The organism is Blastococcus saxobsidens (genome assembly GCF_010682065.1).
Taxonomy (GTDB): Bacteria; Actinomycetota; Actinomycetes; order Mycobacteriales; family Geodermatophilaceae; genus Blastococcus; species Blastococcus saxobsidens_B.
Genome location: NZ_JAAGWG010000018.1, coordinates 50,697 through 70,998 on the forward strand (window position 1 = coordinate 50,697; position 20,302 = coordinate 70,998).

Here is a 20,302-nt window from a genome sequence, read left to right on the forward strand (position 1 = left end):
CCTGCACCCACCTCGAGACAGGGAACGCTGTGCAGCAGCTCCTCAACGGCATCTTCATCGGCTCGATCTACGCGCTGTTCGCGATCGGGTTCACGCTGGTCTTCGGCATCCTCGACCGGCTGAACCTGGCGCACCCCGCGGTCTTCGCCGCCTCGGCCTTCGTGGGCATCGAGCTCGTCGAGCGCGGCGGGCTCTCCCTGTGGGCGGCGCTCCCGCTGGTGTTCGTCGTCGGCGGCGTGCTGGGCCTGCTGATCGAGCGGCTGGCGTTCCGCCCGCTCAAGGGCCGGGCCGACGCGCACTTCGCCGGCCTGATCTCCTCCATCGCGCTGGCCGGCATGCTGATCGCCCTGCTGCAGTGGCGGTACGGCCCCGACACCCGCCGCTTCCCGCCGGGCTCGTTCCCCGACACCCGGTTCGAGGTGTTCGGCGCCCAGGTCACCCTCGTGCAGGTGGTGATCCTCGCGGTCTCCCTCGCCCTGATGGTGGGGCTGACCTACATGGTCACCCGCACCCGGCTGGGCCGCGGCATGCGCGCGGTCGCGGAGAACCCGACGGCGGCGCGGGTGCTCGGCGTGGACGTCGACCGGGTGACCGCGGTGACCTTCGCCATCTCCTCGGCGCTCGGCGCGGTCGCCGGCGTGCTGTTCGCCATCAACGTGAACACCGCCCAGCTCGGCATGGGCGCCGCCATCGAGCTCAAGGGCCTGGCCGTCATCATCGTCGGCGGCATGGGCTCGCTGCCGGGGGCGCTCATCGGCGGGCTGCTCCTGGGCCTGGCCGAGGTGTTCGCCGTCCAGTACATCGGCTCGTCCTGGATCGACGTGATCGCCTTCGGCCTGCTGTTCGTCATCCTCCTGCTGCGCCCGCAGGGCCTGCTCGGCGCGCGGAAGGTCCGGGAGGTCTGATGCTGGCCCAGTACGCCACCACCCTGACGTTCATCGCCCTCGGGGCGATCTTCGCCTACTCGTTCTACGCGGTCCTGATCGCCGGGCAGCTGAGCCTCGGGCAGGCCGGCTTCGCCGCCCTCTCGGCGTTCGCCGGGGCCTACCTGGCGCCCAGCCCTGCCGACGTCGGGGACGTCCCCTCGCTGCTGATCGCGGTGGCCATCGGCATGTCGGTCGGCGCCCTGGCCGCCGTGGTCCTCGGCCTCCCGACGATGCACCTGCGCGGGGTCTTCCTGGCCATCGCCACCCTCGGGTTCGCCGAGGCGGTCCGCGTGGTGCTGACCAACCAGGAGTGGACCGGCGGCGCCCAGGGGCTGGGCGTGCCGCGGGTCCTGACCGTCGGCATGGCCTGGCTGGCGCTCGGGCTGGTCGCCTACTGGTTCTGGCGGATGGGCCGCTCCCGGTACGGCCGGGCGCTGGCGGCCATCCGGGAGGACGAGCTGGCCGCGCGGGCCATGGGCATCGACGTCGGCCGGCACCGGCTCGCCGCCTTCGTCACCGCGGGCGCCGTCGCCGGCCTGTACGGGGTGCTCTACGCCTACTACGTCCGGCTCATCGCCCCGGACGACTTCGACTTCACGGCGGCCGTCGAGGGGCTGGTCACCGCGGTGGTCGGCGGGTCCACGATGTTCCTCGGCCCGCTGCTGGGCAGCGGGTTCCAGACGATCGTCCCGGAGATCCAGCGGGCGGTCGGCGTCGAGGCCGGCTGGATCCGCCCGTTCCTCGCCAGCCTGCTGCTGCTGGTCGTCATCCTCTTCCTGCCCGGCGGGCTGGCCAGCCTGCTGCCCCGCCGCACCCGGATGCCCGGCACCACCGGCGACCAGGCGGGGAAGCGCGCCGGTCGCACCCACCCGGCGGCGGGGGAGACGGTGGTCTCGCTGGCCGGCCTGGGCAAGGAGTACGGCGGCGTGCACGCGGTGCGGGACGTCGACCTGGAGGTCCGGGCCGGCGAGGTCGTCGGCCTGATCGGCCCCAACGGCGCCGGCAAGACCACGCTGGTCAACATGATCAGCGGCCTCGTGCCGCCCAGCACGGGCACCGCGACGGTCCTCGGGGCGGCCATCGGCCGTACGCCGGTGCACCGGATCGCCGCGGCGGGCGTCAGCCGCACGTTCCAGCACGCCAAGCTGTTCAACCGGCTGTCGGCGCTGGAGAACGTCCTCGTCGGCGCGCACCTGGTCAGCCGACCGACGTTCCTGCGGCGGCTGCTGTGGCTGCCCTCGGCCCGCCGCGACGAGCGGGCCGCGCTGCTCCAGGCCGCCGGCTGCCTGGAGCGGGTGGGCCTGGCCGACCAGGCCGCCACCCGCGCCGAGGCGCTCTCCTACGGCGACCAGCGCAGGCTGGAGATCGCCCGCGCCCTGGCGTCGGACCCGTCCCTGCTGATCCTGGACGAACCGGCCGCCGGGATGAACCACGTGGAGGCGCAGCGGCTGTCGGAGCTGATCACCTCCCTGGCGCGGGACGGCCTCACCATCCTGTTCATCGAGCACAACGTGGGCATGGTGCTGCGGACCTGCACCCGCGTGGTCGTGCTGAACTTCGGCGAGGTCATCGCCAGTGGCGCGCCGGGCGAGATCGCCTCCGACCCGGCCGTCATCGAGGCCTACCTCGGCTCGGCCGACGAGGACCCGGCCGGCGGATCCATCGCCGAGGGCACGCTCGACGACCCGGCGTCGGCGGAGCGGGCGGACACCCCGCCGGACGCGGTCGCCAACGTGCGGCCCGGTGCCGCCGGCGACCTGGAACCACCGGACACCACCCCGAGGAATGCGACATGAGCGACCCCATCCTCACCGTGGAGGACCTGCGGGTGACCTACGGCCGGGTCGAGGCGGTCCGGAGCGTCAGCTTCCGCGCCGAGCCGGGGTCGCTCGTGACGCTGGTCGGCGCGAACGGGGCCGGGAAGTCCTCGGTCATCAACGCCGTCTCCGGGCTGCTCCGGCCGGCCGGTGGCCGGATCACGTTCGAGGGTCAGGACATCACCCGGACCCCGGCGCACAAGCTGGTGGGCCGGGGGCTGGTCCAGGTGCCCGAGGGGCGTCAGATCCTCGCCACGCTGACCATCGAGGAGAACCTCCAGATGGGCGGGTGGCACTCCGGCAACGGCGGCGCCGGCTCGATCGACGCGATGTACGACCGGTTCCCGGTGCTCGCCGAGCGGCGCGCGCTGCCGGCCGGTGCGCTGTCCGGCGGCGAGCAGCAGATGCTGGCCATCGCCCGCGCGCTGGTGGCCGGGCCCAAGGTGATGCTCATGGACGAGCCGTCGATGGGGCTGGCGCCCAAGATCGTCGACGAGGTGTTCCGGGTCATCGAGGAGATCCGCGCCTCGGGCACCACCGTCGTGCTGGTGGAGCAGAACGCCCGCCGGGCGCTGCGCGCGGCCGACCACGGCTACGTCATGGCCAGCGGGGAGGTCGTGCACTCCGGCCGGGCCGCCGACCTGCTCGCCGACGAGCGGATCGTGCAGGCCTACCTGGGGGTCGAGAGCGGCAGCTGACCCCAGAACCGGCTGGAACGGCCCCCGCGCAGGGTCCCGCCACGAGCGCAGCGAGTGGTGGGGGGCACGGGGGTCCTTCTAAGGTGCCTGTCGTGACCGACTGCCTGTTCTGCCGCATGGTCGCCGGTGAGATCCCCGCCGACGTCGTCCACCGCACCGACCGCGTGCTCGCCTTCCGCGACATCAACCCGCAGGCGCCGACGCACGTGCTGGTCATCCCGACCGACCACCACGCCACCGCCGGCGCGCTGGCCGAGGCCGACCCGGCGCTGCTCGGCGAGGTCGTGGCGGCCGCCCACGCGGTGGCTCGTCAGGAGGGCCTGGTCGGCGGGGACGGCGCCGAGCCGGGCTACCGGCTGGTCGCCAACACCGGCCCCGACGCGGGCCAGACCGTCCACCACGTCCACCTGCACGTGCTGGGTGGCCGGGGGCTCGGCTGGCCGCCGGGGTGACCCCCGCAGGGCAGCCTGAGAGGGTGGGGGCATGAGCGAGCCCCTGCGCATCGAGCGCGACGGCGACGTCGCCGTCGTCGTCCTGGACAACCCGCCGCTGAACCTCTTCGACGCGGCGACCTTCGACGCGATGGAGCGGGTGGCGCGCGAACTCGTCGCGATGACCGACCCGGCCGACCCCGACCGTGCCCGCGCGGTGCTGGTCGAGGCGCGCGGCAAGGTCGTCTCCGGGGGCGTCGACGTCACCTACTTCCGCGACATCGCCGAGGGGCCCGACCCGGCCGAGCGCGGCGGCGAGCTGTGGGCCCGCCTGCTGGAGGTGGCCAACACCTTCGAGGACCTGCCGGTGCCCACGGTGTTCGCCGCCCACGGGCTGACGCTGACCGCAGCCTTCGAGCTGGCGCTGTCCTGCGACATCCTGCTGGCCGCGGAGAAGGCGTCGTTCGGGCTGGTGGAGATCGTCGTGGGGCTGACCCCGTCGATGGGCGGGCCGCAGCGGCTGGCCGAGCGCGCCGGGCCGGCGCGGGCCAAGGAGCTGATCTACACCGGCGAGCGCTACCCCGCCGCGGTGCTGGAGCGCTGGAACGTGGTCAACCGGGTGCTGCCGGACGAGGGCTTCGCCGAGGCGGCCCGCGCCTACGCCCACCGGGTGGCCGCCGGCCCGACGGTGGCGCACGCGGCGACGAAGCGGCTGGCGTCGGTCGCGGTCCGCGAGGGGGCCCGGGCCGCCGACGCGCTGGTGCCCACGGTCTCCGGCCCGCTGTTCGCCACCGAGGACCTGCGCGGGGCGGTGGCGTCGTTCCTGTCCGAGGGACCGGGCAAGGCCACCTACCGGGGGCGCTGACCCCATCGGGCGACGGGCGCTTGGGCGGCGCCGGCGCGGGTAGAGTTGACCGGTCCGGTGCCGCAACAGCACATCGCCGTAGCAGGAAGGCAGGGTCGAGGGTTCTTGCCCGACACCTCCCCGAACGTCCCCGTGCCGGGTGCGCCCACGTCCCGTGAGGCTTCGGCGCACGCCGCCGCCGCGGACGGCGCCCCCGAGAGCGCGGCGGCCGTCCGCACCACGATCACCGTTCCCGAGACCGTCCCGATGGTGTCCCTCCTGGGCTCCGGCGACGAGCTGCTCCGCCTGCTCGAGACCGAGCTCGAGGCCGACGTGCACGTGCGCGGCAACGAGGTCGCGCTCACCGGGCAGCCGGGCGACAACGCCTTCGCCGTCCGCGTGTTCGACGAGCTCATCGCGCTCGTCCGCACCGGCCAGGCGCTGCGCCCCGACTCGGTGCGCCGCGTCGTGGCGATGCTGCGCGCCGGCGGGTCCGAGCGGCCGGCCGACGTCCTGAGCCTGGACATCATCAGCCGCCGGGGCCGCACCATCCGGCCCAAGACGCTGAACCAGAAGCGGTACGTCGACGCCATCGACGAGCACACCATCGTCTTCGGCATCGGCCCCGCCGGTACCGGCAAGACCTACCTGGCGATGGCCAAGGCCGTGCAGGCGCTCACCACCAAGCAGGTCAACCGGATCATCCTGACCCGGCCGGCCGTCGAGGCCGGCGAGCGGCTGGGCTACCTGCCCGGCACCCTCTCGGAGAAGATCGACCCCTACCTGCGGCCGCTGTACGACGCGCTGCACGACATGGTCGACCCGGAGTCCATCCCGCGGCTCATGGCGGCCGGCACCATCGAGGTCGCGCCGCTGGCCTACATGCGGGGCCGGGCGCAGCCGTACGACGCGCAGGTGCTCACGCCGAACGGGTTCATGCCCATCGGCACGCTGCAGGTGGGCGATCTCGTGGTCGGCTCCGACGGGCTGCCGACCCCGGTGCTCGGCGTCTACCCGCAGGGCCGGAAGGCGGTCTACCGGGTCACCACGCAGGACGGCGGGTCGACCCTTGCCTGCGGCGAGCACCTCTGGACCGTCACCACCCCCGACGACCGGCGTCGCGGCACCACCCGCACGCTCGAGACGCAGGAGATGGCGGGCAACCTCCGCTGGGGTGCGGGAGCTCACCGGTACGAACTCCCCCTGGTCGAGGCCGTCGAGTTCGAGCCCCAGGAGGTGCCGCTCGACCCCTACGCGCTCGGGCTCCTGCTGGGCGACGGTTGCCTGACCACGGCGACCACCCCCTCCTTCTCGACGGCCGACGCCGACCTCGTCGTCGCTCTGGAGTCGGCGCTGGACGGCATCCAGGTGCGGCACAGGGCCGGACCCGACTACGTCCTGCACCACGTCGACGGCGGCCGCGGGGGACTGCGCATCGCCAACCCGGTGACCGAGGCCGTCCGCGAACTCGGGCTGGCCGGCACGCGGTCGGCAACGAAGTTCGTGCCGTGGGTGTACTCGCACAACACGGCAGAGGTCCGCACCGCCCTGCTGCAGGGGCTGCTGGACTCCGATGGGGATCCGGTCACCCAGCGCGGCCGGACGTGCCGCATCCAGTACACGACGACGTCGGAGCGACTGCGCGACGACGTCATGTTCCTGGTGCGCTCACTGGGCGGCGTCGTCACCTCGCGCACCCGCCCCGCGACCGGCCGACGTCCCGGCCTGGCGAACGGGCGCCCGGTGCACCACCGGCACGCGGCGCACGTCCTCGACATCCGGCTGCCGGCCGGCGTCCAGCCCTTCCGGCTGGAGCGCAAGCGCAGGATCTACGAGGAGCACGGCGGCGGACGACCGATGCGGTTCATCCACAGCATCGAGCCGGTCGGTGAGGTGGAGACCCTGTGCATCCAGGTCGGCGCACAGGACTCGCTGTACGTGACGGACGACTTCCTCGTCACCCACAACACCCTGAACGATGCGTTCGTCATCCTCGACGAGGCGCAGAACACCACCGCCGAGCAGATGAAGATGTTCCTCACCCGGCTCGGGTTCGGCTCCAAGATCGTCGTCACCGGTGACGTGACGCAGGTCGACCTGCCCGGTGGCGCGCAGAGCGGGCTGAAGATCGTCCGCGAGATCCTCGACGGGATCGACGACGTCCACTTCGCCAACCTGACCAGCACCGACGTCGTCCGGCACCGCCTCGTCGGCAACATCGTCGACGCCTACGAGCGGTGGGACGCCACCCGTCAGGCCCCCACGACCCGATCGGCTGCTGGCGCGCCGGTCCGGACCTCGCGACCGCGCCGGCAGGGGAGCTGACCACCGTGCCCGTCGAGGTGTCCAACGAGTCCGAGATCGCCGTGGACGAGGCCGAGCTGGCCGGCGTCTGCCGGTTCGTGCTCGGCGAGATGAAGATCAACCCGATGGCCGAGCTGTCGGTGCTCTGCGTCGACACGGAGTACATGAGCAGCCTGCACGAGCGGTGGATGGGCGAGAAGGGCCCCACCGACGTCCTGGCCTTCCCCATGGACGAGTTCGACTCCGGCCGCCCGGACGACCCCGACCCGGGCCCCGCGCTGCTCGGCGACATCGTGCTGTGCCCGGCCGTCGCCGTCCGGCAGGCCCGGGCCGCCGGCCACACCATGGACGACGAGCTGGTGCTGCTGGCCACCCACGGCGTGCTGCACCTGCTGGGCTACGACCACATGGAGCCCGACGAGGAGAAGGAGATGTTCGGTCTCCAGTCGAAGCTCATCGACGCCTGGCGCGCCGCTCCTCGCGAGCCGGTGACCGGCGCCGCCACCGGTCAGGAGAGCGGTTCCCGATGACCTCCACCGCGATCACGATGCTCGTGGTCGCCGGCTGCCTGGTCCCGCTCGCGGGCGTCTTCGGTGCGATGGACGCCGCCCTGCAACGCGTCTCCAAGGCACGCGTGGAGGAGCTGCGCCGGGACGGCGTCAAGCGCGCCGCCGCGCTCGAGGAGGTCGTCGCCGAGCGGGCGCGGCACGTCTCCCTGCTCCTGCTGCTGCGCATCCTCTGCGAGATGGTGGCCGCGGTGCTGGCCACCGTCCTGCTCTACGACCTGTGGGGCGGCGGCTGGCGCACCTTCCTCGTCGCCGCCGGCGTGATGACCGTCGTCAGCTACGTGCTGGTCGGCGTCGGCCCGCGCACCCTGGGCCGGCAGCACGCCTACAGCACGGCGCTGGCCACCGCGGGCGTCGTGAAGCTGCTCGGCCGGGTGCTCGGCCCGGTCGCGACGCTGCTGATCCTGGTCGGCAACGCGATCACCCCCGGGCGCGGCTTCCGCGACGGCCCGTTCTCCTCCGAGGTGGAGCTGCGCGAGCTCGTCGACCTGGCCGAGGAGCGCGGCGTCGTCGAGTCCGGCGAGCGGAACATGATCCACTCGGTGTTCGAGCTGGGTGACACGATCGCCCGCGAGGTCATGGTGCCGCGCACCGACGTCGTCTACATCGAGCGGCACAAGACCGTGCGGCAGGCCCTGGCCCTGGCCCTGCGCAGCGGGTTCAGCCGCATCCCGGTCATCGGCGAGAACGTCGACGACGTCGTCGGCGTGGTCTACCTCAAGGACCTCGTGCGGCGGTCGCAGAACGCCGGTGACCAGCGCGGGCCCAAGGTCGAGGAGCTGATGCGGACGCCCACGTTCGTCCCGGAGTCCAAGCCGGTCGACGAGCTGCTCCGCGACATGCAGGCCCGGCGGATCCACATCGCGATCGTGGTGGACGAGTACGGCGGTTTCGCCGGGCTGGTCACCATCGAGGACATCCTCGAGGAGATCGTCGGTGAGATCGCCGACGAGCACGACACCTTCCAGCGCCCCGAGATCGAGCAGCTCGAGGACGGCTCGGTGCGGGTCACCGCGCGGCTGCCGGTGCAGGGTCTGGCGGAGCTGTTCCCGGGCGTCGAGCTGACCGAGGACGACGACGTCGAGACCGTCGGCGGGCTGCTCGCCCGCGAGCTGGGCCGGGTCCCGATCGAGGGCGCGGCCGCCGAGGTCGGCGGCCTGCGGCTGGTCGCCGAGAGCACCGGCGGGCGGCGCAACCGGATCGACACGATGCTCGTCTGCCGCGTGCCCGAGCCGTCGGAGGACGGCGCGGACTCCGGCGCCGAGGACGGGTCCGGTGCCACCCGCGCCGACCTCCACGCCGACCTGGTGGAAAACTGACGTCCCGTGGCTGAACTGCACCCCGAGGACGCGAAGCTCGTCACCCTGGCCCGGTCCGCCCGCGGCCGCACCGGCGCCGCCGAGGGCGCGGCGGTGCGCGACACCGACGGCCGCACCTACGTCGCGGCCGGCGTCTCCCTGCCGTCGCTGAAGCTGTCGGCGCTGCAGGCCGCGGTCGCCGCCGCCGTCTCCAGCGGGGTCGAGGGGCTCGAGGCCGCGGTGGTCGTCTCCGCGGCCGATGCGGTGGAGCAGGAGGGCCTGGCCGCCGTCCGGGACCTCACCGCCGATGCGCCGGTGCACCTCGCCGGCCCCGACGGCACGCTGCGCGCGACGGTCTAGCGGGACAGCGGCACGCCGACGGCGTCGGCGAAGGCGTCGGCGTCCCGCGCCCAGAACGTGAACGACTGCTCGCCGTCGTCGGTCAGGTGCCGGACGACGACCCGCGTGCGGCCCGGCCACCACGCACCCCGCTTCCGCGGCTTCGGCCAGTCCGCCGGCGCCGGTCCGGTGCGCACCGCCTGCACCAGTGCGGACGGGACGACGGCTGCCGGATCGGTCCGCGTGCCGGCCACGTCGAAGGAGACGCCGTGGTCGGAGACGGTGAGCCGGCGGGTGTTCACCAGGAACACGGCCAGCCCGGCGGGCACGGCCAGCACCAGCTCGTCCTGGGCCGCGGCCCAGCCGCCGCGCCAGGCGAAGAGGCCCACCCACACCGCGACCACGGCGACGGCGACCGCCAGGGCCACCGGGCCGGCCGACCGGTACTGCCAGTAGCGCAGCGGCGCTGGGACGACGGTCGCGGAGCGCTTCGGCCCCCAGCCGACGAGGAACCGGTGCCCGCGCACCTGCTCGACGTGCAGCCGGCGCGCGCGGTCCACCGCTGCCTGCGGCGGTCGCGACCGGTTCCGCTCTCGTGCTGCCACGGCAGCGATCATCCCAGCCCGCCGCGGCCGGGCGGCCACCGTGCTCCGACGACGCCGCGGGTGTGCGCCACGGCTGGCAGATCTCTTGCGGACGGGGTCAATCCGGCCACTTCCGGGCGAGGCGCCGACGGGTGAGGGTCGAAGGCGTGACGACGCTGCTGTTCCTGGTGCTGCTCCTGCTGTTCCTCCGGGCGCTGGGTCGCCCCGTCTCCGGACCGCCCCGGGCACCGGCGGTCACCTGGTCGGAGGTCGGGGCCCGCCTGGCCGGTGACGTGCTGGCCGGCGGGCGACTGCTCGGCCGGCTGCACGCCGCCGGGCGGGACCGGGTCGGCCGCCCCTGGTCCTGACCGCCGAGCGGGACCCGCCGGCCGCGCCTGCGGGGCTCCGGCGCGCGGGGATGTCGGGCCCCGGTGGGACACTGGCTGCCGTGACCGTCCCTGACCAGCCGTACCGCAGTGGCTTCGTCGCCCTGGTCGGGCGTCCCAACGCCGGCAAGACCACGCTCACCAACGCGATGGTCGGCGAGAAGGTCGGCATCGTCAGCAACCGCCCGCAGACCACGCGGCACGCCATCCGCGGCGTCGTCCACCGGCCCGGCGGTCAGGTCGTGCTCGTCGACACCCCCGGGCTGCACAAGCCCAAGAGCCTGCTGGGCAAGCGGCTCAACGACGTCGTGCGCGACACCCTCTCCGACGTCGACGTGATCGTCTTCTGCATCCCGGCCGACCAGCCCGTCGGCACCGGTGACAAGTTCATCGCCCGCCAGCTCGCCGAGGTCAAGGCCCCGGTGGTCGTCGTCGTCACCAAGACCGACGCCGCCTCGAAGAAGCAGATCACCGAGCAGCTGATCGCCGCCAGCCAGCTGGTGGAGGCCGCCGAGGTGGTGCCGGTGAGCGCCGTGGGCGGCGACCAGGTCGAGCTGCTGGAGGACCTGCTCATCAAGCTGCTGCCCGAGGGGCCGCCGCTGTACCCGCAAGAGCAGACCACCGACGAGGACGTCGAGCGGCAGCTCGCCGAGCTCGTGCGGGAGGCGGCGCTGGAGAAGGTGCGCCAGGAGGTCCCGCACTCCCTGGCGGTGACGATCGAGGAGCTCAACCGCCGTCCGGACCCGAAGCGGGCCGGCCGGGAGCTGGTCGAGGTGCACGCGCTGCTGCACTGCGAGCGGCAGAGCCAGAAGCCCATGCTGCTGGGCAAGGGCGGTTCGATCATCAAGGCCATCGGCAGCGAGGCCCGCGTCGGCATGGAGACGCTGCTGGACGCCCGGGTGCACCTGGAGCTGCACGTCACCGTGCTCGGCGAGTGGCAGGACGACCCGAAGAAGCTCAACCGGCTGGGCTACTAGGCATGAGCGCGCACACCCCGAAGGCGCTCTACCGGGACGAGGGCATCGTCCTGCGCACCCAGAAGCTGGGCGAGGCCGACCGGATCGTCACGGTGCTGACCCGGCGGACCGGCAAGGTGCGCGCGGTCGCCAAGGGCGTGCGCCGCACGAAGAGCAAGTTCGGCGCCCGGCTGGAGCCGTTCACCCACGTCGACCTGCAGCTCTACACCGGCCGCAACCTCGACATCGTGAGCCAGGCGGAGTCGATCAGGTCCTACGGCCAGGAGATCGTCGCCGACTACCCGGCCTACACCGCCGGCACCGCCGTCCTGGAGACCGCCGACCGGCTCACCGCGGAGGAGAAGGAGCCGTCGCTGCGGCTGTTCCTCCTGGTCGTCGGCGCGCTGCGGGCGCTGGGGGAGCAGACCCACCCGGCGGGTCTGGTGCTGGACGCGTTCCTGCTGCGCGCCATGTCCGTCGCCGGCTGGGAGCCCGCGCTCTCGGAGTGCGCCCGCTGCGGTGAGGCCGGGCCGCACCGGCACTTCTCCGTGCCCGCCGGCGGCACCGTCTGCCCCGCCTGCCGGCCCACCGGCTCGGCGATGCCCAGCCCGGTCACCATCGAGCTGCTCGACGCGCTGCTCACCGGCGACTGGGTGCGCGCCGAGGCCAGCCAGGGCATCAACCGGCGCGAGGGCAGTGGCCTGGTGGCCGCACTGCTGCAGTGGCACCTGGAGCGCGGCCTGCGCTCCCTGCCGCTGGTCGACCGCACCGAATCGGCGCCCCGCCGGGAGATGAGCCTGCTGCATGAGGCGTGAGGTCCCACGGCGTGAGGTGAAGGCGCCGAACCCGCACCCGTCCGGCGCCCGCCCGCCGCAGCTGCCCAAGGACAAGGTCCCCCGGCACGTCGCGATCGTCATGGACGGCAACGGCCGCTGGGCGAAGCAGCGCGGGCTGCCGCGCACCGCCGGGCACGAGGCGGGGGAGTCCTCGCTGTTCGACTGCGTCGAGGGCGCCATCGAGCTGGGCGTGAAGGCGATCAGCGCGTACGCGTTCTCCACCGAGAACTGGCGGCGCAGCCCCGAGGAGGTTCGCTTCCTGATGGGCTTCAACCGCGACGTCATCCGCCGCCGCCGCGACGAGATGCACGAGCTGGGCGTGCGGGTGCGCTGGGCGGGACGTCGTCCGAAGCTGTGGCGCTCGGTGATCAAGGAGCTCGAGATCGCCGAGGAGCTCACCCAGGACAACGACGTCCTGACCCTCACCATGTGCGTCAACTACGGCGGACGGGCCGAGATCGCCGACGCCGCGGCGGCCATCGCCCGTGAGGTGGCGGCCGGCCGGCTGAACCCGGACAAGGTCGACGAGTCCACGGTCGCCCGGTTCCTCGACGAGCCGGACATGGAGGACGTCGACCTCTTCGTGCGCAGCTCGGGGGAGAACCGGACCAGCAACTTCCTGCTGTGGCAGTCGGCCTACGCGGAGTTCGTCTTCCTCGACACGCTCTGGCCGGACTTCGACCGCCGGCACCTGTGGGCGGCGGTCGAGGAGTACGCGTCCCGCCAGCGCCGCTTCGGCAGCGCCTGAGTCAGCCTGCGGCGGCGGCGCCGTCTGCCCGGCACGGGGTGCAGGTGCCGAAGATCTCCAGGGTGTGGCTGACGTCGGCGAAGCCGTGCTCGTCGGCCACCCGGTCGGCCCACTGCTCCACGGCGGGCCCGGCCACCTCCACGGTGCGGCCGCAGGTGCGGCACACCAGGTGGTGGTGGTGCTGCGGGCTGCACCGGCGGTACAGCGCCTCGCCGGTGTCGGTGCGGATCGAGTCCAGCTCGCCGTCGTCGGCCAGGGACTGCACGGCGCGGTAGACGGTGGACAGCCCCACCTGGTCACCGGAGCCGCGCAGCCGGGCGTGCACCTCCTGGGCGCTGTGGAAGCCTTCGAGGTCCGCGAAGACGGCTCGGACGGCTGCGCGCTGCCGGGTGGTGCGGACCATGCCGTCCATGGTGACAGGCGGGCATGGCACGGTCTGCGTACGGCCACGACGACGGGAGCTCCAGGTGTTCGCGGTGACACGACTGCGCGTCGGCGCAGATGAGGCGGTGGAGCTGGCCGAGCAGGTGGAGGCGCTGCTCGCGGCGCTCGCCGCCAGGCCGGGGTTCCGCGGCGGGGAGGTGGGCACGTCCGCCGACGAACCCGGCCTGTGGGCGATGGTCACCCGGTGGGACGGCGTCGGCGCCTATCGCCGGGCCCTGTCCGCGGCGGAGGTCAAGATCGCCGGGGCGCCGGTCTGGGTGCACGCCCTCGACGAGCCCGGCGCCTACCTGCCGCCCGCCGACGCCGCTCCGGGGACGCGGCAGGCGTAGTCCGCCGCGGGGCGGGCACTCCTCCGGCGACACCGCGCCGTCGGACGACGGACCGCTGACCCCGAGGACGCCCGCATGACCGACTCCGCGCACCCCGATCGCTCACTGCCCGAGGACCGCACGCGGGACATCACCCTGCCGCCGCTGCCGGACCGGCCGCCGCCGGCGATGCCCAAGGAGTGGGCGGGGCTCCGGCCGTCGGCCGACGCGCCCACGACGGCGCTGCCGGGTCCGGTGGCCCCACCGCCCGCCGAACCGGCTCCGTCCGCACCCGCGGCCGCGGCGCCGCCGGTCACCGCCATCAGCCGCGAGGACGCCGTCGCCCGGATCGAGGCGCGAATGCTGGCCTCGCAGCGCACCGACGAGATGCAGCAGCCGCCGGCCTCCACCCGGCGGGACCGCACGCTGTCGTTCAGCTCTCCGGAGATGCGCCAGCGCCCGGTCGAGCCGGTGGCGGTGGGCCGCACGTCCCGTCGCTGGCCCTGGGTGGTGCTGACCCTGCTGCCGATCCTGGTGATCGTCGGCGCGGGAATCGCCTGGGTGCTCCTGCTCGAAGGCGCCTGAAGCAGCGCCTACGGTCGACCGGTGGCCAGTCGCACCCGCACCGCTCGGTACGCCCGCCGGCGCAAGCGCCGCATGGACGCGGTCGAGCACGACCTCAGCGCCGAGCAGTGGGGCGCCGTGCAGGAGGCCTGGGGCGGCTGCGCCTACTGCCGCGCGACCGGCACGCCGCTGCAGCGGGACTGCGTGCTCGCGCTGTCCCGCGGCGGCCGGTACACGTTGGACAACATCGCGCCGGCGTGCGCCTCGTGCAACGCCAGCAAGTGCAACGACGAGGTCACCGGGTGGCTGCGCCGCAAGCGCCTGGACGAGCGCGCCTTCCTCGTGCGGCACGCCGAGATCCGGGCCGCTCTCGCCCTCCGCTTCGGCCCCGATGCCGGGTCCACCGCGGAGCAGGCAGCGGTCGCGGTTCCCGACTGAGGGCGCCGTCGGGCGGCCAACTACCGTGGACAGGTCACCCGCCGACCGCCAGCCGGATGGAGCCCCTCCGCGTGAGCACCGCCAAGCACGATCCCGCCCGCCTCGACAAGGTCGTCAACCTCTGCAAGCGCCGGGGGTTCGTCTTCCCGGCCGGCGAGATCTACGGCGGTACCCGGTCGGCGTGGGACTACGGCCCGCTGGGCGTCGAGCTCAAGGAGAACATCAAGAAGCAGTGGTGGCGCACCGTCGTCCAGAGCCGGGACGACATCGTCGGCCTGGACTCCTCGGTGATCCTGCCGCGCCAGACCTGGGTCGCCTCCGGGCACGTCGGTGTCTTCACCGACCCGCTCACGGAGTGCCAGAGCTGCCACAAACGGTTCCGCGCCGACCACCTGGAAGAGGCCTTCGAGGAGAAGAAGGGCCGGCTGCCGGAGAACGGCCTGGCCGACATCTCCTGCCCGAACTGCGGCACCAAGGGCGCGTGGACCGAGCCGCGCGACTTCAACATGATGCTCAAGACCTACCTCGGCCCGATCGAGGACGAGTCCGGTCTGCACTACCTGCGCCCGGAGACCGCGCAGGGCATCTTCGTCAACTTCGCCAACGTCATGGGCGCCGCGCGCAAGAAGCCGCCGTTCGGCATCGGCCAGATCGGCAAGTCCTTCCGCAACGAGATCACCCCGGGCAACTTCATCTTCCGGACGCGTGAGTTCGAGCAGATGGAGATGGAGTTCTTCGTCGAGCCGGGCAGCGACGAGGAGTGGCACCAGTACTGGATCGACGAGCGCACCCGCTGGTACACCGACCTCGGCATCGACCCGGACAACCTGCGGCACTACGAGCACGCGCAGGAGAAGCTGTCGCACTACTCGAAGCGCACCGTCGACATCGAGTACCGCTTCGGTTTCCAGGGCTCGGAGTGGGGGGAGCTCGAGGGCATCGCCAACCGCACCGACTTCGACCTCTCGACGCACTCCAAGCACTCGGGCACGGACCTGTCCTACTTCGACCAGGCCTCCAACACCCGCTGGACGCCTTACGTCATCGAGCCCGCGGCCGGGTTGACCCGCTCGCTGATGGCCTTCCTCATCGAGGCCTACACCGAGGACGAGGCACCCAACGCCAAGGGCGGTGTCGACGTCCGCACGGTGCTCAAGCTCGACCCGCGGCTGGCGCCGGTGAAGGCCGCCGTCCTCCCGCTGTCGCGCAACGCCGACCTCTCGCCCAAGGCCCGGGATCTCGCCGCCGCGCTGCGGCGCAACTGGAACGTCGACTTCGACGACGCCGGCGCCATCGGCCGCCGGTACCGCCGCCAGGACGAGGTCGGCACGCCGTTCTGCCTCACCGTCGACTTCGACACCCTCACCGACGACGCCGTGACCGTGCGGGAGCGCGACTCGATGAGCCAGGAGCGCGTGGGCCTGGGCCAGGTCGAGTCCTACCTCGCCGCCAAGCTCCCCGGCTGCTGACCGGCCGTTCGTGCACTTTCCGCCGCGCGGAAGGTGCACGAACTGCCGCTGGGGATGTCCGGAACGGGCAAAGAGCTCGTCCTCGTGGTGGAAGACCCGGCGACGCGGCTGGTCTTCACTCGGCGCAGGGCACACGCCCGCACCAGCCGAGGAGGACCCCATGCCCGAGACGCCCGGAAACGAGTTCTGGCGCGACCTCAAGCCGATCGTGAACTCGATGAAGCCCGACGCGCAGCCGGAGGTCTTCCACCAGCTGTCGGCCATCGACGACGAGCGCTACTACGCCCCGCTGAGCCCGACGGTCGGTTCGCGCCCGCTGTGGATCTCCCCGCGCGACAACCGCTGGGCCGACATCCTGTGGGCCAAGGAGGCCGGCCTGGTCAACCGGCACTACCACCCGCACGAGGTGTTCGCGTACACGATCAGCGGGAAGTGGGGCTACCTCGAGCAGCCCTGGACGGCGACCGCCGGCTCGTTCGTCTACGAGACCCCGGGGGAGGGGCACACCCTCGTCGCGTACGAGTCCGAGGAGCCGATGCGCGCCTTCTTCGTCGTCACGGGCCCGCTGATCTGGCTGGACGAGGACGGCAACAGCAACGGGCACTTCGACGTCCACGACTACCTGGCTCTCGTCCGGGAGCACTACGACCGCGTGGGCATCGGCGCCGACTACGTGGAGACGCTCATCCGCTGACCCTCCGGGGGAGGTGGCGGGCCGGGGTAGCGTGTGCCGTCCCGACGGGCGTCGGCCGACCAGCCGGAGCACGCCGGGTCGGTACGCCACCACCGGAGGTCCCGTGCCCACCCCCAGCCTGCTGTCGTCGGTCTCCACGGCCGGCATCGACGAGGCCGAGCGCCTGGCGGTCTGGGAGCGCTACAACGCCGAGGCCCTGGTCGGGCTCACCTGCCGGACCTACGAGCCCGAGGGGTTGCTCGCCCGGCAGGTCAACGTCGCGCTCGGGTCGGTCCGGGTCGCCGACATCACGGGCAATCCCCACGTGATCGAGCGGCCGCCGGGTCTGGTCGAGTCGCGGCCCAAGGAGGCCACGTTCGTCAGCCTCCTGCTGGAGGGAGAGGGCTTCTTCTACTCCTCGACGGGCTGCCTCACGGTGGGAGCGGGCGACGTCGTCGTCTACCGCACCGACCGGCCGTACCTGTTCGGCTTCGGCCGGCCGATGCGCCAGCTGCTCGTCGACGTGCCGCACGACGTGGCCGGTGAGCGGTGTGCCGGGGCCGGTGCGGACGGGCCGCAGGCGATCGACGGCCGGGGGTCCTCGGCGCCGGCGGTGACCGCGGGTGCGCTGCGCGAGCTGCTGCTCGGCGGCCTGGCCGACCCGGCGGTCGCGGGGGAGTCCGTGGGGGAGCAGGTGCTGGACCTGGTGGCCGCGATGACCGCCGGTCGGCGGAGCCCGGTCGACGCCGCGCGGACGCACCGGGCCAAGGCCCACGTGCTGGACCACCTCCAGGACCCGGGGCTGGACGCCGACGCCGTCGCCCGGGCCGTCGGCGTGACCGCGCGGCACCTCAACCGCGGCTTCGTGGCCGAGGGGACCACGGTCACGCAGTTCATCCAGCGGCAGCGGCTGGAGCGGGCCCGCCGTGACCTCGTGCGCCGGCCGGCGGCGTCCGACCGGATCGGCGACGTCGCCAGCCGCTGGTGCTTCGCGTCGCAGGCACATTTCACCCGGCTCTTCCGCGCCGCCTACGGCTGCACGCCGACGCAGTACCGGACGGAGCACACCGCCCGCGCCTGAAGCGGAGCGCCGCCGCTCCGGGCCGGGATCAGAAGGGGAAGGAGCGGTCCTGGTCGCGGGAAGTGATCCACTGCAGGTCGGAGAACTCCTCGGCGGCGAAGCCGAGCCCGAACCGGCCCCAGCCGCTGTCCTTGACCCCGCCGAAGGGCATGTGCGGCTCGTCGTTGACCGGCTGGTCGTTCACGTGGACGATGCCGGCGTCCAGCTGCGTGGCCAGCGACATCCCCCGGTAGGTGTCGCCGGTGATGATCGACGCGGCCAGCCCCAGGTCGGTCCGGTTGGCCCGGGCCACGGCCTCCTCGGCGGAGTCCACCGCCTCCACCAGCACGACGGGGCCGAACGTCTCGCCCTGGGCGATCTCGGCGTCGTCGGGCACGTCGACCAGGACCGTCGCCGGGTAGATCGGGGGAGCGGGGGTCCCGCCGGCGAGCACGAGGGCGCCCATGGCGACAGCCTCGTCGACCCGCCGCTGGAGCAGGGCCAGGGCCCACTCGTTGATCACCGGTCCGACGACGGTTGCGGGGTCCCGGGGGTCGCCGGTGGGCAGCTGGGCGACCTTCGCGGCGAAGGCTGCCAAGAACCGGTCGGCCAGCGGGCGCTCGACGTAGATCCGTCGCGCGCACATGCAGACCTGTCCCTGGTGGACGAAGGCGCCGTAGGTGGCGGCGTCCACGGCGTAGTCGACGTCGGCGTCGGCCAGCACGATCAGCGGGTTCTGCCCGCTCAGCTGCAGCACGGTCCGCTTGAGGTGGCTGCCCGCCTTCTCGGCCAGCCGCCGGCCGGTGGGGGTGGAGCCGGTGAAGTTGAGCCGGCGCACGTGCCGGTGGGCGAGCATCGCGTCCGCGATGGCGCCTGCCTCCCCGGGAGCGTGGGTGACCACGTTGAACGCCCCGTCGGGCAGGCCCGCCTCCTGGAGGATCTCGGCCCAGAGCGCCCCGCCGGTGTAGGGGGATTCTTCCGAGGGCTTGAGGACGACGGTGTTGCCGAGCGACAGCGGGCCGATGCTGGCCCGGCCGGCGAGGACGAGGGAGGAATTCCACGGGGCGATCGCGGCCACCACGCCGACCGGGCGGCGGACGGCCATCGCCCGCGTCCCGGGCACGTCCGAGGGGATGAGCTGACCGTGCGGCTGGTAGCCCTGCGCGGCCGCCTGGCGGAGCAGGGCCGCCGCGAAGTCCACCTGGACGCGGCCGAAGTGGATCCCGCAGCCGGTCTCCAGGGCCAGCGCGAGCAGGATCTCCTCCCGTCGACGCTCGACGATCCCGGCGGCGGCGAGGAAGATCTGCTGGCGCTGGGCCGGCACCATGGCCGCCCACCCCGGGAAGGCCTCCTGCGCGGCGTCGATGGCGCGGCGGGTGTCCTCGCCGTCGCCGGCGGCCACGTCGCCCAGCACCTCTCCGGACCAGGGGGAGTGGTTGGCGTACCAGCGTCCCGACTCGGCCTCGACCCACGCGCCGCCGATGAAGTGGGTGACGTCCCGCTTCTGCCAGGCTGCCCCGGCGTGCTCCGAGCGACTCATCGAACCCGTCTCCTTGCCCGCGCTGCCGTGCGACGACCGTGGGACCCGACGCTAGTCGGGGGTGCCTCCGCAGCTCCGCGGCGAACCCTCATCGAGGTGCAGCGGCCGGTCAACGCGGCGTTCGACCCAGCGGAACGCTCTCTCGCTATTCTGACCCGATGACGACCCCCGCGTCCACGCCCGGTGCCAAGGCGGACCTCTCGGTGTCCCTGGAGCGCGGGTTGAGCATCCTGTCGGCCTTCAGCGGCAACCGCCCCGTCCTCGGCATCGCCGACCTCGCGCGGGCGGTCGGGCTGACCAAGAGCACCACGCACCGGTACGTCGCCACGCTGGTCAAGCTCGACTACGTCCACCAGGACCCGGACACGAAGAAGTACTACCTGGGGCCACGCGTGGTGGACCTCGGCTTCGCCGCCATCGACTCGATGGAGCTCACCCGCGTCGCCGCCCCCTCGCTGCAGGCGCTGGCCGACGAGACGGGCTACACCGTGAGCATGGCCCTCTGCGACGGCCCGGAGATCGTCTACATCGACCGCCGGCGCAGCGGCCGGCGCCGGACCCTCATGGCCATGGACCTCAACGTGCACATCGGCTCCCGCCTGCCGGCGTACTGCACGGCGCTGGGCAAGGCGATGCTCGCGTACAAGGACCCCGCCACCCTGCGCGAGATCCTCGACCGGACCGACATGGCCCGCCGCGGGCCCAACACGGTGACCAACCGGGAGCAGCTCATGGCCGCGCTGGCCAAGGTGCGCTCGACCGGGGTGGCCGTGAACAACGAGGAGCTCGCGCCGGGCCTGCGTTCGTTCGCCGCACCCGTGCGCGACCGGACCGGCGCCGTGGTGGCCGCGGTCAACGTCGCGGTGCACCTGAGCGTGGCGACGTCGTCGGCCGACGCGCTGGCCGGGCGCCTGGAGCCTGCCCTGCGGCGGACCACCGCCGAGATCTCTCGTCGACTGGGTCACCGCCCCGTTTCGTGATGCGTTCGAGCCAGTCATTTCGAGTTCGGTGTAACCGAACACTGGCTTGTCGCTCGTGTGACCGCCCTCATACGGTTCCCCCGCTTCGCGTGA

At 73.1% G+C, this 20,302-nt stretch carries 23 protein-coding genes; 20 read left to right on the forward strand and 3 right to left on the reverse strand.

Features of this window, described 5'->3' with window-relative positions; translation table 11 throughout:
* Positions 1 to 29: 29 nt before the first annotated feature.
* The 9 genes from GCU60_RS13005 (at position 30) to GCU60_RS13045 (ending at position 9,244) form a co-directional block, all read left to right on the forward strand.
* Entirely contained in the window at positions 30 to 905 is an 876-nt protein-coding gene (locus GCU60_RS13005; RefSeq protein WP_163205864.1) for an ABC transporter permease subunit, read from the forward strand.
* Positions 905 to 2,722: an ATP-binding cassette domain-containing protein gene (locus GCU60_RS13010; protein WP_163205866.1), complete on the forward strand. Its 1,818-nt coding sequence runs from the start codon at positions 905 to 907 to the stop codon at positions 2,720 to 2,722. Before GCU60_RS13005 ends, GCU60_RS13010 begins: the two co-directional genes overlap by 1 nt.
* Positions 2,719 to 3,441, forward strand: coding sequence for an ABC transporter ATP-binding protein (locus GCU60_RS13015; protein ID WP_163205868.1), 723 nt, complete (start codon positions 2,719 to 2,721; stop codon positions 3,439 to 3,441). The genes GCU60_RS13010 and GCU60_RS13015 overlap by 4 nt, the downstream gene beginning before the upstream one ends.
* Positions 3,442 to 3,533: 92 nt before the next feature.
* Entirely contained in the window at positions 3,534 to 3,893 is a 360-nt protein-coding gene (locus GCU60_RS13020) for a histidine triad nucleotide-binding protein (RefSeq protein ID WP_345770575.1), read from the forward strand.
* A 31-nt stretch (positions 3,894 to 3,924) separates the two neighbouring features.
* Entirely contained in the window at positions 3,925 to 4,737 is an 813-nt protein-coding gene (locus GCU60_RS13025) for an enoyl-CoA hydratase/isomerase family protein (RefSeq protein ID WP_163205870.1), read from the forward strand.
* A gap of 105 nt (positions 4,738 to 4,842) precedes the next feature.
* A complete protein-coding gene (locus tag GCU60_RS22105; RefSeq protein ID WP_204261969.1) occupies positions 4,843 to 7,041 on the forward strand; it encodes a PhoH family protein in 2,199 nt (732 codons plus the stop codon).
* A gap of 5 nt (positions 7,042 to 7,046) precedes the next feature.
* Positions 7,047 to 7,550, forward strand: coding sequence for an rRNA maturation RNase YbeY (gene ybeY, locus GCU60_RS13035; RefSeq protein ID WP_163205872.1), 504 nt, complete (start codon positions 7,047 to 7,049; stop codon positions 7,548 to 7,550).
* Positions 7,547 to 8,905 carry a hemolysin family protein gene (locus tag GCU60_RS13040; protein WP_163205874.1) on the forward strand — a complete coding sequence of 453 codons (1,359 nt, stop codon included), beginning with the start codon at positions 7,547 to 7,549 and terminating at the stop codon, positions 8,903 to 8,905. The genes ybeY and GCU60_RS13040 overlap by 4 nt, the downstream gene beginning before the upstream one ends.
* 6 nt (positions 8,906 to 8,911) lie before the next feature.
* Positions 8,912 to 9,244 (forward strand): cytidine deaminase, encoded by a 333-nt coding sequence (locus GCU60_RS13045; protein ID WP_163205876.1) that lies wholly within the window; start codon positions 8,912 to 8,914, stop codon positions 9,242 to 9,244.
* Here GCU60_RS13045 and GCU60_RS13050 read toward each other — a convergent pair.
* Positions 9,241 to 9,828, reverse strand: coding sequence for a hypothetical protein (locus GCU60_RS13050; protein WP_163205878.1), 588 nt, complete (start codon positions 9,826 to 9,828; stop codon positions 9,241 to 9,243). The two genes, GCU60_RS13045 and GCU60_RS13050, sit on opposite strands and share 4 nt — an antisense overlap.
* A 146-nt stretch (positions 9,829 to 9,974) precedes the next feature.
* Between GCU60_RS13050 and GCU60_RS13055 the strand changes: the two genes are divergently transcribed.
* The 4 genes from GCU60_RS13055 (at position 9,975) to GCU60_RS13070 (ending at position 12,733) form a co-directional block, all read left to right on the forward strand.
* Positions 9,975 to 10,175, forward strand: a complete 201-nt coding sequence (locus tag GCU60_RS13055) for a hypothetical protein (RefSeq protein ID WP_163205880.1) — start codon at positions 9,975 to 9,977, stop codon at positions 10,173 to 10,175.
* A gap of 80 nt (positions 10,176 to 10,255) precedes the next feature.
* Positions 10,256 to 11,170, forward strand: coding sequence for a GTPase Era (gene era, locus GCU60_RS13060; RefSeq protein ID WP_345770576.1), 915 nt, complete (start codon positions 10,256 to 10,258; stop codon positions 11,168 to 11,170).
* Between the two features lie 2 nt (positions 11,171 to 11,172).
* Positions 11,173 to 11,964: a DNA repair protein RecO gene (gene recO, locus GCU60_RS13065; RefSeq protein ID WP_163205884.1), complete on the forward strand. Its 792-nt coding sequence runs from the start codon at positions 11,173 to 11,175 to the stop codon at positions 11,962 to 11,964.
* The gene (locus GCU60_RS13070; RefSeq protein ID WP_163205886.1) at positions 11,954 to 12,733 is read left to right on the forward strand and encodes an isoprenyl transferase; all 780 of its coding nucleotides are present in this window, start codon (positions 11,954 to 11,956) and stop codon (positions 12,731 to 12,733) included. The genes recO and GCU60_RS13070 overlap by 11 nt, the downstream gene beginning before the upstream one ends.
* A gap of 1 nt (position 12,734) precedes the next feature.
* On the opposite strand, the gene GCU60_RS13075 is transcribed toward GCU60_RS13070, so the two are convergent.
* Positions 12,735 to 13,136, reverse strand: coding sequence for a Fur family transcriptional regulator (locus GCU60_RS13075; RefSeq protein WP_163205888.1), 402 nt, complete (start codon positions 13,134 to 13,136; stop codon positions 12,735 to 12,737).
* A gap of 73 nt (positions 13,137 to 13,209) precedes the next feature.
* On the opposite strand from GCU60_RS13075, the gene GCU60_RS13080 reads away from it, so the two are divergent.
* The 6 genes from GCU60_RS13080 (at position 13,210) to GCU60_RS13105 (ending at position 17,710) form a co-directional block, all read left to right on the forward strand.
* The gene (locus GCU60_RS13080; protein ID WP_345770577.1) at positions 13,210 to 13,506 is read left to right on the forward strand and encodes an antibiotic biosynthesis monooxygenase; all 297 of its coding nucleotides are present in this window, start codon (positions 13,210 to 13,212) and stop codon (positions 13,504 to 13,506) included.
* Positions 13,507 to 13,581: 75 nt separating this feature from the next.
* A complete protein-coding gene (locus tag GCU60_RS13085; RefSeq protein ID WP_163205890.1) occupies positions 13,582 to 14,070 on the forward strand; it encodes a hypothetical protein in 489 nt (162 codons plus the stop codon).
* Positions 14,071 to 14,091: 21 nt separating this feature from the next.
* A complete protein-coding gene (locus GCU60_RS13090) occupies positions 14,092 to 14,487 on the forward strand; it encodes an HNH endonuclease (RefSeq protein ID WP_345770578.1) in 396 nt (131 codons plus the stop codon).
* A 71-nt stretch (positions 14,488 to 14,558) separates the two neighbouring features.
* Positions 14,559 to 15,956: a glycine--tRNA ligase gene (locus GCU60_RS13095; RefSeq protein ID WP_430537423.1), complete on the forward strand. Its 1,398-nt coding sequence runs from the start codon at positions 14,559 to 14,561 to the stop codon at positions 15,954 to 15,956.
* A gap of 160 nt (positions 15,957 to 16,116) precedes the next feature.
* Positions 16,117 to 16,650, forward strand: a complete 534-nt coding sequence (locus tag GCU60_RS13100; RefSeq protein ID WP_163205894.1) for a 2,4'-dihydroxyacetophenone dioxygenase family protein — start codon at positions 16,117 to 16,119, stop codon at positions 16,648 to 16,650.
* A gap of 103 nt (positions 16,651 to 16,753) precedes the next feature.
* Positions 16,754 to 17,710, forward strand: a complete 957-nt coding sequence (locus tag GCU60_RS13105) for a helix-turn-helix domain-containing protein (RefSeq protein ID WP_163205896.1) — start codon at positions 16,754 to 16,756, stop codon at positions 17,708 to 17,710.
* 28 nt (positions 17,711 to 17,738) lie between these two features.
* On the opposite strand, the gene GCU60_RS13110 is transcribed toward GCU60_RS13105, so the two are convergent.
* Positions 17,739 to 19,229, reverse strand: coding sequence for an aldehyde dehydrogenase family protein (locus GCU60_RS13110; RefSeq protein WP_163205898.1), 1,491 nt, complete (start codon positions 19,227 to 19,229; stop codon positions 17,739 to 17,741).
* Positions 19,230 to 19,387: 158 nt separating this feature from the next.
* Between GCU60_RS13110 and GCU60_RS13115 the strand changes: the two genes are divergently transcribed.
* Positions 19,388 to 20,209 carry an IclR family transcriptional regulator gene (locus GCU60_RS13115; RefSeq protein WP_163205901.1) on the forward strand — a complete coding sequence of 274 codons (822 nt, stop codon included), beginning with the start codon at positions 19,388 to 19,390 and terminating at the stop codon, positions 20,207 to 20,209.
* The last annotated feature ends 93 nt before the right edge of the window (positions 20,210 to 20,302 follow it).

Coding starts and splice junctions, on each gene's coding strand:
- GCU60_RS13110 (WP_163205898.1), bottom strand. CDS start 19,229: ATGAGTCGCTCGGAGCACGCCGGGGCAGCCTGGCAGAAGCGGGACGTC.
- GCU60_RS13040 (WP_163205874.1), top strand. CDS start 7,547: ATGACCTCCACCGCGATCACGATGCTCGTGGTCGCCGGCTGCCTGGTC.
- GCU60_RS13010 (WP_163205866.1), top strand. CDS start 905: ATGCTGGCCCAGTACGCCACCACCCTGACGTTCATCGCCCTCGGGGCG.
- GCU60_RS13115 (WP_163205901.1), top strand. CDS start 19,388: ATGACGACCCCCGCGTCCACGCCCGGTGCCAAGGCGGACCTCTCGGTG.
- recO (WP_163205884.1), top strand. CDS start 11,173: ATGAGCGCGCACACCCCGAAGGCGCTCTACCGGGACGAGGGCATCGTC.
- GCU60_RS13025 (WP_163205870.1), top strand. CDS start 3,925: ATGAGCGAGCCCCTGCGCATCGAGCGCGACGGCGACGTCGCCGTCGTC.
- GCU60_RS13085 (WP_163205890.1), top strand. CDS start 13,582: ATGACCGACTCCGCGCACCCCGATCGCTCACTGCCCGAGGACCGCACG.
- GCU60_RS13015 (WP_163205868.1), top strand. CDS start 2,719: ATGAGCGACCCCATCCTCACCGTGGAGGACCTGCGGGTGACCTACGGC.
- GCU60_RS13075 (WP_163205888.1), bottom strand. CDS start 13,136: ATGGTCCGCACCACCCGGCAGCGCGCAGCCGTCCGAGCCGTCTTCGCG.
- GCU60_RS13100 (WP_163205894.1), top strand. CDS start 16,117: ATGCCCGAGACGCCCGGAAACGAGTTCTGGCGCGACCTCAAGCCGATC.
- GCU60_RS13070 (WP_163205886.1), top strand. CDS start 11,954: ATGAGGCGTGAGGTCCCACGGCGTGAGGTGAAGGCGCCGAACCCGCAC.